This is a genomic window from Sphingomonas segetis, assembly GCF_009720245.1.
GTDB classification, from domain to species: domain Bacteria; phylum Pseudomonadota; class Alphaproteobacteria; order Sphingomonadales; family Sphingomonadaceae; genus Sphingomicrobium; species Sphingomicrobium segetis.
In genome coordinates, this window is sequence record NZ_WJSQ01000097.1 from 1 (window position 1) to 10,355 (window position 10,355).

At 68.1% G+C, this 10,355-nt stretch carries 9 protein-coding genes; 5 read left to right on the plus strand and 4 right to left on the minus strand.

The annotated features are described in order from the left end of the window. The 4 genes from GH737_RS10010 to GH737_RS10025 form a co-directional block, all read left to right on the plus strand. On the plus strand, nt 1-1,043 hold a 1,043-nt coding region (locus GH737_RS10010), incomplete at its 5' end, for an MmgE/PrpD family protein (RefSeq protein ID WP_155264683.1). Next, on the plus strand, nt 1,036-1,836 hold the full coding sequence (locus GH737_RS10015) for an SDR family NAD(P)-dependent oxidoreductase (protein ID WP_155264684.1): 801 nt from the start codon (nt 1,036-1,038) through the stop codon (nt 1,834-1,836). The genes GH737_RS10010 and GH737_RS10015, both read left to right, overlap by 8 nt. After that, nucleotides 1,818-2,753: an NAD(P)-dependent oxidoreductase gene (locus tag GH737_RS10020; RefSeq protein WP_230558750.1), complete on the plus strand. Its 936-nt coding sequence runs from the start codon at nt 1,818-1,820 to the stop codon at nt 2,751-2,753. The genes GH737_RS10015 and GH737_RS10020 overlap by 19 nt, the downstream gene beginning before the upstream one ends. Next, a complete protein-coding gene (locus GH737_RS10025) occupies nt 2,750-3,544 on the plus strand; it encodes an N-acyl homoserine lactonase family protein (RefSeq protein WP_230558751.1) in 795 nt (264 codons plus the stop codon). The genes GH737_RS10020 and GH737_RS10025 overlap by 4 nt, the downstream gene beginning before the upstream one ends. Before the next feature lie 7 nt (nt 3,545-3,551). Here the strand turns inward: GH737_RS10025 and GH737_RS10030 are convergent, their stop codons facing one another. Genes GH737_RS10030 through GH737_RS10045 form a run of 4 tightly spaced genes read right to left on the minus strand, consistent with a single transcriptional unit; the run spans nt 3,552 to nt 9,142 of the window. Then, nucleotides 3,552-4,481: an amidohydrolase family protein gene (locus GH737_RS10030; protein WP_155264687.1), complete on the minus strand. Its 930-nt coding sequence runs from the start codon at nt 4,479-4,481 to the stop codon at nt 3,552-3,554. 19 nt (nt 4,482-4,500) lie between these two features. Beyond that, entirely contained in the window at nt 4,501-5,274 is a 774-nt protein-coding gene (locus GH737_RS10035) for an HpcH/HpaI aldolase family protein (RefSeq protein ID WP_155264688.1), read from the minus strand. A gap of 9 nt (nt 5,275-5,283) precedes the next feature. Next, entirely contained in the window at nt 5,284-6,198 is a 915-nt protein-coding gene (locus GH737_RS10040; RefSeq protein WP_155264689.1) for a cupin domain-containing protein, read from the minus strand. Nucleotides 6,199-6,232: 34 nt separating this feature from the next. Continuing rightward, a complete protein-coding gene (locus tag GH737_RS10045) occupies nt 6,233-9,142 on the minus strand; it encodes a TonB-dependent receptor domain-containing protein (RefSeq protein ID WP_155264690.1) in 2,910 nt (969 codons plus the stop codon). 478 nt (nt 9,143-9,620) lie between these two features. On the opposite strand from GH737_RS10045, the gene GH737_RS10050 reads away from it, so the two are divergent. Further along, nucleotides 9,621-10,355: MFS transporter (locus GH737_RS10050; protein WP_155264691.1), on the plus strand; the 735-nt coding region annotated here is incomplete at its 3' end.

The window sequence follows — 10,355 nt, forward strand, 5'->3', positions numbered from 1 at the left end:
ACAGGCGCGGCGCCAGCGGCCGCGACCTCGTTGCCGCGGTCGCGATCGGCAACGAGCTCTCGAGCCGGGTGGGCTCGGTCGCCCCCGGCGAAATGCACCGGCGCGGCTTTCATCCGACCGGAATCTTCGCCCCGTTCGGAACCGCGTGGCTCGCCGGCTTCCTCGAGCGCTCGACCGCCGACCAGATGCGGCACGCGGCGGGGATCGTCGGAAGCCTCGCCTCGGGCCTGATCCAGTGCTGGGCCGACGGCACCCAGACCAAGTTCCTCCATCCCGGCTGGGCGGCGATGAGCGGAATCGTCGCGACCGGCCTGTCGCGCGGCGGAGTGACGGGCCCGGCGGAGATTTTCGAGGGCCGATTCGGACTGTTCGAATCGCACCTGCAGGACGGCAATTCGGACCGCGACCTCGACCGCCTCACCCGCGGCCTCGGCTCAACCTGGGACAGCCTCGACGCCTCGTTCAAGCCGTTCCCGGCGGCGCACGTCATCCATCCCTACATCGATGCGCTGCTGCGCCTGAAAGAGCGCTCGGCGCTTGTGCCCGGGGCGGTCCGCCGGATCACCTGCAGGGTCGCTCCCTATATCGTCGGAATCGTCTGCGAGCCGGCCGCGGAGAAACGGCGGCCGGCGACCGATTCGCAGGGCCGGGTCAGCCTCCAATATACGCTGGCCGAAGCGTTCGCGCTGGGACGGCTGGGAAGGACCAGCTATTCGGAACAGTCGCTTCGCGACCCGCAAATCCTCGGCCTCGCCGACCGGGTCGCCTACGAGGTCGACGAGTCGCTGCCGGGCCCCGGGCAGTTCAAGGGGGTGGTCCGGGTCGAGCTCGGCGACGGCACCTCGCTCGAGGAAATCGAGGAGCATAACCGCGGCTCGAGGGAGAACCCGCTGAGCGAAGCCGACATCGTCGCCAAGTTCCGCGAGAATGTCGACGGCGCCATCGCTCCGGACCATGCCGACAGGCTGGTCGAGGCCGTGCTGTCGGCCGAGCGGCTCGACGATGCGTCGGCAATCACCGGGCTGACCGTCGCAAATGGCTGACGGGCGCTTCCTCGCCGGGCGCACCGCGCTGGTCACCGGCGGCGCCCGCGGGCTCGGGGCGGCGATGGTGCGCGGCCTCGCGGCCGCCGGCGCCAACGTCATCGTCTGCGACGTCGCGGACGCGCCTGCTTGCGAGCGGACGCGCGCGCAGATCGAGGAGGAAAGCGGGGTAGCCGTGCCCTATCTGAGGGCCGACCTGGCCGACCCGCGGCAGGTGGCGGCGATGCTCGACGAAGCGCTCGGGCGCTTGTCGCCGGTGGGGATCCTGGTGAACAATGCGGTCGTCCGGCATTTCGCGCCCATCGCCGACTTCCCGCTCGAGGAATGGGACCGGGCGCTCGCGGTCAATCTCACGGCGGCATTCGTCGCGACCAAAAGGCTGCTGCCGGTGATGCTCGAGTCGGGCTATGGACGGGTGTTCAACATGACCTCGGTGTTCGGCCACCGGGCGACCGTGAACCGGGTCGATTATGTGACCACCAAGACCGCCCTGCAGGGCTTCACGCGAGCGGTCGCGCTGGAGGTTGCGGGCACGCCCGTGACTTGCCACGCCCTGATGCCGGGGAGCGTCCAGACCGCCGGGATCCAGGCGAGGATCGACGAGCTGAAGGAGCGGACCGGAGTTGATTCGAGGCAGGCCGAACGTGATTTCCTCGAAGGCAAGCAGCCGAGCGGGCGCTTCGTCGAGCCGGCCAGCGTCGTCGAGGTGATGCTGATGCTGTGCGGGCCGGTGGGGCTCGACATGAACGGGGCGGTCCTGCCGATCGAGGCCGGGTGGCTCGCGCGAAGCTGAGGAAGGACGAAACGCACGTGACGAAGCAACGGGTCGGGTTCATCGGGCTTGGCAGCATGGGCAGCGCGATGGCGCCGCGGCTGGTCGGCGCCGGCTACGAGGTGGCCGGGTTCGACCTCGACCGGCAGGCGGTCGAAAGCTTCGCGGCCGCCGGCGGGAAGGCGGCCGGATCGGTCGCCGAGGTCGGGCAGTCCTGCCCGATCGTCCTGATGAGCCTTCCGACTCCGCAGGCGATGGAGGCGGTCGCCGCCGGGCCGGGAGGCCTGCGCGAGGCGCGCCCCAAGATCGTGATCGACCTTTCGACCTCGGGGCCGCGGATGTCGCAATCGGTCGCGAGGCGGCTCGGAGAGGCCGGAATCCTCTTCGCCGACGCGCCGGTCAGCGGCGGCCGGGCGGGAGCGCTCGCGGGCAGATTGTCGCTCATGGTCGCGGCGCGCGCCGAGACCTGGGAACGGGTCGAGCCCTTGCTCGCGAATTTCGGAAGGACGTTCCATGTCGGCGAAGCGCCCGGACAGGGCCAGATGACCAAGCTCGTCAACAACCTGCTGTCGGTGGTCGCGCTCGCGGTGTCGTGCGAAGGCATGGCGCTTGGAGCGAAGGCCGGGCTCGACCCGCAACGGATGCTCGAGGTCATCAACGCGTCGAGCGGGCGCAACAGCGCGACTCTCGACAAGATCCCGCGCTCCGTCCTGTCGCGAAGCTTCGACTTCGGCTTTTCCACCGCATTGTCGTCGAAGGACGTCGCCCTGTGCCTCGAGGAGGCCGAAGCGATGGGCGTTCCGATGCTGATGGGCAGCATGGCGCGCAACCTGCTCGCGGTCACTTCGGCGCGCTTCGGGGGCGAGTGCGACTTCACCAACATGGCCCGGCTGTTCGAGGAATGGGCGGGGGTCAAGATCGGGGGCGCGAAGCCGTGAGCGAGTTCGAGATCTATGCGGTGCGCTATGGCCATCACGACCGCAACGCAGCGGCCAACTTCATCCACGGCGACGAACATGACGGGCCGATGCCGCTCGACTATTTTGTGTGGGCGATCGTCGGTCCGACAAGCACCTATCTGCTCGACACCGGATTCGATGCCGCGATGGGCGGCAAGCGCGGCCGCCGGCTGGTGCGGCCGGTCGAGGAGGGGCTCGCGGCGATCGGCATCGAGCCGGGCGCGGTCGAGGACATCATCATCTCGCACATGCATTTCGACCATGCCGGAAACCGCGAGCTGTTCCCCAACGCCCGCTATCACGTCCAGGACAGCGAGATGGCCTTCTGCACCGGGCGCTGCATGTGCCACGGCTTTTCGAGGCACGCCTACGAGCCGGCCGACATCGCGGCGATGGTCGGCCGCATCTTCGACGACCGGGTCCGGTTTCACGACGGCGACTCGGAGATCGAGCCGGGGCTGACGGTGCACCGCGTCGGCGGGCACACCCGCGGCCTCCAGGTCACGCGCGTCCGCACCCGCCGCGGGTGGGTGGTGCTCGGCTCGGACGCCGCGCATTTCTACGCCAATTTCGAGGACTACCGGCCGTTCCCGGTCGTCGACGACGTCGCTGACATGCTCGCCGGCTACGACCGCATGCGCGCCCTTGCGACCTCGCTCGACCATATCGTTCCCGGGCACGACCCGCTGGTTCTGGCCCGCTATCCCGCGTTCAGGGCCGAGGTGGACGGGATCGTCCGGCTCGACGCCGATCCGGCGGCGAGGAGCTGACCCGGGCTCAGTCCCGGGTCCCGTCCCATCCGGCGAAGATTCGCCGGCCGGTGTCGTGGAGGACCTTGCCGCGCTCGCCGTCGGCGAGCAGCGCGGTCGAGTCGATGCCGCGGCGGACCAGCTCGCGGTAGGTCCCCGAAGAGGTGCCGATGTCCGACCCCCACATGACCCTGTCGGCGCCGAAGAAATCGACCGCCCGGCGAAGCACGGCCTCGGGAGCGATCCCCTTCTCGCGGATCACGTCCATGTTGAGCGAGGTGAACTTCACCGAGATGTTCGCCCGCGCGGCGAAGCCGTCGAACCCGGCGCCGATTCCGAAGCCGGGCGCGGCCACGTCGGGAAGGAAAATATGGTCGAGGACGATGCTGAGCTCGGGGAAGCGGTCGGCCATCGCCTCGACCACCGGGATCAGGACCTCCCCGCCGACCGACGGCGCCTCGATGTCGACGACGAGGCCGAGCTCGGCCGCCAGCGCCCACACGGCGAGCGCCGCCGGCGAGCTCAGCCAGCTGCCCTTGTCCTTCACATTGACTCCGAAGAAGCGGATCCCGGCGATCCCGCGCCGCGCGAGGTCGCGCACCATCGCCGGGGTTTCGGGAGCCTGCGGGTCGACGATGATCACCGCCCGCATGCAATCGGGGAACAGCTCCGCGGCATCGACGATGTAGCTGTTGTCGGTCCGGTAGATCATCCCCTTCTGGACCGCGGCGATGCCGAGCACATTCTCCTGCGCCATCCATGCCCGCATCTGCTCGGCGGTGGGCTTCTCGTTGACCGGGTCGGGACCGTGCATCCCGCCGGGCTTGCCGACCGTGCCGGGCCCGAACGGAGTGCCTTCGGCCGGGTCGAGGGTGATCGGGTTGCGCGGGTAGCGGACGAGGTCGTCGGACACGAGATGGGCGTGCGAGTCGTAGAGTCGATGCGGCGTCTGGGTCATGGCTCCTCTTCCGGGCCGCTCAGCGCAGCGCCGACCGGGTTTCGTCGATGAGGTCGCGCGCGGCGTTGGCGAACAAGGTGGTGTCGGCGCTGACCATCACGTAGCGGTAGCCCGCGTCGCGGCAGCGCACGGCTTCCGCGGGTTTCTGCACCGCCGTCCCGCACGGGATGTTGCGGGCGCTTGCAGCCTCGAGCACCTTAGCCTCGAGTCCGCGCAGCCTGGGATCGGATGCTGCCAGGCCGGAGCTCAGCTGGAGGTCGCCGAAGCCGATGAAGATGGCGTTGAGCGCGGGCGCCTGGAGGATATCGTCGATCGCTTCGAGCGCGCCCATGTCCTCGATCTGGATCCCGCGAAGGATCCGGTTGCGCCCGTGGTCCAGATATTCCGCGGCGCTGTCCAGCCCCCACCGGCCGGCGCGCGACGTATAGCCCATGCCCCGGTACCCCATCGGCGGGAAGGCCATCGCGGCGGTGACGTCCGCCGCCTGCTCCGCGGTCTCGACCCGGGGCACGAGGATTCCGTCGATTCCGGCGTCGAGCAGCCGCTGCGCGGCCGAGCCGCTGCGGTCGGGAGCGCGGGCGATCACCGGCATGCCGGCCGACTGGCCGAAGGCGATCGCCTGATAGGCGGTCTGGAAGCTGTGCGGGGCATGCTCCATGTCGACGACTGCAAAGTCGAACCCGACATGGCCGATGAGCTCGACGGTCTCGAGCGCCGGGATCTTGGCCCAGGTGCCGACGAGGAAGGCGTCGGTCGCTGCGAGGCGTTCGATCAGACTCGGTTTCGGATACACGGCCGGGTCCTATGCGGTCGCGGCGACGCTGTCGGGCAGCGGATATTCGTCCGCGTTGCGGACCCATCCGGGCTTGAGCGAGAAATCGAGCCTCGGCGGCGAGAAGATGTCGACGAGCTGGTTGAGCTCGGAATGCCAGGTCGAGGTATGGATGACCCGCGCCGGGATGACGGTGAGCGAGGGCGACCGGGTCGTCACGTGCTCGTCATCGTGCCACTCGTTCATGTCGGTGGACCACGGCCAGCGCATGTGATGCTTCCACGTTCCGAGCAGCGCGAGCGAGCCCTGCTCGAAATCGTCATGATGATGCGGCGAGACCTCGGCGAGGTCGCGCGCGCCCTTCTGCAGAGGCGCGACATTGACCATCATGTTGGTCGAGCGCCAGATCCGCCCGAACTGCCCCGGCTCGATCGGAACGTCGAGCGAGTAGACCCGGATTCGGTACCCGCCTTTGGGCTCGGGCCAGTCCTCGAGCGCGGGAATGGTCGGCTGCTGGGTCTCGTAGGCTGCGGCGTTCGAGCATCTGGCGGCGATGTCGCCGGCGCGCTTCGAGAAGATCCTGACGATCCGGCCGCCCTTCGGGAGCGTGATGCTGCTCGGCCCCGGAGGCATGATGATCAGCGAAAATCCGTCGCTCCGCTCGCTCCGCCCGCCCGCGTCGATGGCCGCCGGAGTATCACGGTCGGGAAGGAGCACCATATGCTCGTCGGGCTGGCGCTCGCGCACGAACCCCGCTCCCGGCGCGGCTTCGCTGTAGGCGACTACGAAATTCTGCCCGCGGGAGTACCAGCTGCGGCCGTTCGAATCCTCCTCCGCGGGCGAGTCCTCGTAGAACAGCCCGTACTGGGCCTCGGAAAGCTTGACTCCGGCGCCCGGGCCGGCGGCGGCGGCAAGGGTCGATCGAGGGTCGGTCTTGTCGTACATATCTGCTCCGGTCGCCCCGCGAAGGGGCCGCGACTCACTTGAACTTAATCCTGATGCCCGCCTTGTAGAAACGCCCGATCGGATCGAAGTAGAGCGGGTTGCCGAACAGCCGAAGCGTGTCGGGCGGGCTCTTGTCGAACACATTGTTGACGGTGAGATAGACCTCGCCCTGCTTGCCGCCGAACGCGTTGAAGAACATGCCTCCGGTAAGGTCGAGGTAGAAGGCGGGGTCGACATGGTTGAGATTGGCGCTGTTGGGTAGCGCCTGGCTGTAGCCGCTCTGCTCGGCGCCGATCTTGGTCGGGTCGAGAATGCCTTTCGGGATGTAGCGCATGGCCGCCGTCAGCCGCCACAGGCTGTTCGAATAGGTGGTCACGAAATTGGCGCGCCACCTGGGGACTCCGAGCAGGCTCTGGATCGAGCCCGGGTTCCCGGTCCAGTTGGAATATTCGACCTTGGTTCCGTCCGGACTGATCGTCGTCAGGTGATTGACGCGATTGGCATTGAGCACGAGGTTCAGATTGCCGGACAGGCCCGGTGAAATGTCCGCGAGATTCTTGTTGTATTCGGCGGCGAGCTCCCAGCCGGCGGTGCGCAGCGCGCTGAGGTTCTGGTAGGTCGTCGTGACCGACGTGATCAGCCCGGTGCCGGGGTCGCGGACGACGAACGGGCAGAGCTGCTGCTGGCCGGCGGCGCACAGGTTGATCGTCGACGCCGCGCTGAGGACGTCGATCGCATCCTGGATCTTGATATTGTAGTAGTCCAGCGACACCGAGAAGCCGGGAAGAAATCCGGGCTGGATGACGCCGCCGGCGGTGAACGTCTTGGCGCGTTCGAGCTTCAGGTTGGGATTGCCGGTCGTGATCACGTTCATGAAATAGGTCGACTTGGTCAGCGGATCGTTGAGCGGCAGCGCGGTGAACGTCTCGAGCGTGCTCAGCTCGCTCGGCACGGGCGCCCGGATGTCGTTCGACCGGGTCACCCGGAACATCAGTCCGTCGACCGGCCGGTAGAGGGCCCCGAGCTTCCACGGGTTGGCCGAGCCGCTGACGGTATAATGGCTGTGGCGGACCGCGGCGTCGACTTCGAGCGCCTGCGCTCCCGGACGTCCGCGAAGGAGCGGAATGTTGACCTCGGCATATTCCTCGGTGACGCCCTGCTTCCCGGCCGGGAGACCGGTCGCATAATTCTGGGTGAACAGGTGCGCCGCCGAAAGGTCGTCGACGTCGCCGCGCCAGTCGGTCCGGCGCCAGTTCCCGCCGACCGCGACCGAAACCGGTCCGGCGCCGAGATCGAACAGCGAGCCGCGCAGGTTGAGCTCGGCCTGCTGCTGCTTGAAGGTGCGGGTCTGCCAGCCATCGCCGTAGACATAAGGCAGCGCCGCGACATTCTCCGGGTTCACTCCGAGGAAATTGATCGGGATGCAGCCGTTGCCCGGGTTGGTCAGGGTCGAGCGGCACACGACCGTTCCGTCCGGGCCGGCGACGGCATCGATCGCATTGTTCCAGTGCGAGGTGATCCGGTTGGCGAGCACGTCGGTGTCGCTGTGGCTGCGCCCGAATTCGTATGAAGCGTCCCAGTTCCAGTTGCGGAAGACGCTCCCGTTGAGCCCGAACATCAGCCTGTAGGTCTTGTTGATGCTCGTCCCGACATTCTGCGGCGGCAGCTCGGTGCTGTACCGGCTCACCGGCACCGAGGTCACTCCGGCGTCGATCATCCGCTGCCGCATCGAGTCCGGAAGGAACGCATTGTCGAGCTTGATCGGAACGCCGAAGTCGAACGGCCGCGGGTCCTTCGTCGGCCCGCCCTTGACCCAGGCATAGGATCCCTCGAGCACAGCGCTCACCGACGGCGTGATCTCGTAGGTCGTATGGCTGAAGAGCGAGATGTGCCGGTTGGGGACGAGCAGCGGCGTCTCGTCGAGCAGATAGGCGCCGGTGATCGACGGGTCGCCGCCGACCTGGAGGATGCCGCCCCTCGGGCTTCCGAACTGGAAGGGGACCGGATTGCCGCTGGCGTCGAACTGCGTTCCGGCGAGCGGACCGCCGGTGATGACCGAGCCCGGAGTGAGGATGAAAACGGCGTCGGGAGAGACGATGATCGCGGGGTCGCCGTTCCCCGGCCAGCCCGAGTTGGACACATAATTGACGTGCCGCCGCCCCCACGGCCGGCTCTCGAGGTCGCCGATGCCGTTCTGCCTGTACCATTCGATTCCGAGAACGGTGTGGCCGCGGTCCGCTGCGAACCCGCTGCCGCCGGCGACCGCGGCATAAAATTCCTTGCCGTCGCCGTACTTGCTGGTCCCGGCGCTCGCTTCGGCCTTGAGCCCGTCGAGCTTGGTGTCGAGGATGACGTTGACCACTCCTGCGACCGCGTCGGCGCCATAGGCCGCCGAGGCACCGCCGGTGACCACCTCGGTGCGCGCGACGAGGATCGACGGGACCTGGTTGAGGTCGACCGTGCCGTTGTCGCTGCTGAACGGAAGCCGCCGGCCGTTCACCAGCACCAGGGTCCGGTTCGGCCCGAGCCCCCGAAGGTCCATGGTGCGGGCCGCGACGCTTGCGCCGACCCGGTAGAGGTTCGCGCTCGGGGTCGTGGTGGCGCGGAACGACGGCAGCTGGTTGAGAGCGTCGCCGACCGTGGCGATGCTCTGATTGGCCATCTGCTGGGCGCTCAGCACGTTGACCGGCTGCGGCGCGTTGAAGCTCGTCCGCCCCACGCGCGAACCGGTGATGATGATCATCGTCTCCGGTGCCGCGGGCTCCGCCTGCGCGGGGGGGTTGGTGACGGCCGCGACCGGATTGGTGATCGCCTGGGGACCCGCGGGAGGCGCCGCGCCGGTCGCGGGCGTGGCCTGGGCATAAGCCGCGGAGGCCGGGAAAAAAGATGCGGCGGCAAGCGCCAGGGTCGACGACCGCGCGAAGAACATATTGCGTCCGAGCATGATTTCCCCCTCCAATGGCTTAGCTGGATCGGCGAGCTTCCGCGCCTTGCGAGTTACCGGTAACTGCGCTCGCCCGCGATGGAGCGCCTCCCTGCGCCCGCCATTCAGGATCAAGCGCCCGGCCCGGTCCGCAAGCGGCCCGGCGCACCTGCGCAGCCGCATCCTCGACGACGCGAAAGCGCCGGCCGGATTCCGCGATTTCCCTCTCTCCACAAGAGAAAGCCTATCCCTTATCGGCTATATGAGAACACAATATTATAACATGCTGCCATCGTTCTCAGGCATACTCGCAGCGCATTCCGGCGGGCTCCGCAAGGAGTGGAGGCGGCCTGCCATGCCTCTCATCTGGCGTTCAGCCGCGGCTTGCTCTTATGCTCCGCGTGTGCACGGTAACAGCGATGCGAGGGGGCGAGCCATTGGCCATTGGATCTGAGCTTCCCGGGGTCGCCGCCGCGGCAGCGCCGGCGGGAGCGTCGGCGTGAACGAGCTGCCCGCGGAGCCTTCCGCCGCGAGCACGGCCGAGGCCGCAGTCGGCGAAGCGCTCGACCGCCTGACCAGCTTCCGGGCAAGGATCTGGGCGCCCGTCCTGCTCGGGCTGATCATGATGTTCGATTCCTGGGACAGCATCGCGATCGCCTACGTCATGCCGTCGCTGAGCAAGGAATGGGGCCTGAGCCCGGCGGTCATCGGCTCGCTCATCTCGTCGGGCTACATCGGGCAGTTCATCGGCGCGATCATGCTCGGCGCGCTCGCCGAACGAGTCGGACGGATGCCGGTGTTCATCGCGGCGGTGGTCGTCATGGGCGCCCTTGCCCTCGGCTGCGCCTTGAGCCCCAATCCCGAAATCCTGTTCGCCATCAGGTTCGTTCAGGGCCTGGCGATCGGCGGCGCGCTGCCGGTGGCGATCACCTATGTCAACGAGCTTGCGCCGACCGCCACGCGCGGCCGCTATTTCGCGATCTTCCAGTGGCTGTGCATGTCGGGCTACGCGGCCGCGTCGATCTCGAGCACCTTCATCATCCCCCAGCTGGGATGGCGGTGGCTGTTCGGCTTCGGAGCCATTCCACTGGTCCTGCTTCCGCTGGTGCTGATCACCCTTCCCGAGTCCCCGCGCTGGCTGGCGCGAAGCGGACGGGCCGGCGCCGCGAACCGCGCGCTGCTCAAGCTCGGCGGGGCGATGGTCCCGGAGGGCGTCCCGGCCGAGACGGACGCG

Coding starts and splice junctions, on each gene's coding strand:
- GH737_RS10040 (WP_155264689.1), bottom strand. CDS start 6,198: ATGTACGACAAGACCGACCCTCGATCGACCCTTGCCGCCGCCGCCGGC.
- GH737_RS10015 (WP_155264684.1), top strand. CDS start 1,036: ATGGCTGACGGGCGCTTCCTCGCCGGGCGCACCGCGCTGGTCACCGGC.
- GH737_RS10030 (WP_155264687.1), bottom strand. CDS start 4,481: ATGACCCAGACGCCGCATCGACTCTACGACTCGCACGCCCATCTCGTG.
- GH737_RS10045 (WP_155264690.1), bottom strand. CDS start 9,142: ATGCTCGGACGCAATATGTTCTTCGCGCGGTCGTCGACCCTGGCGCTT.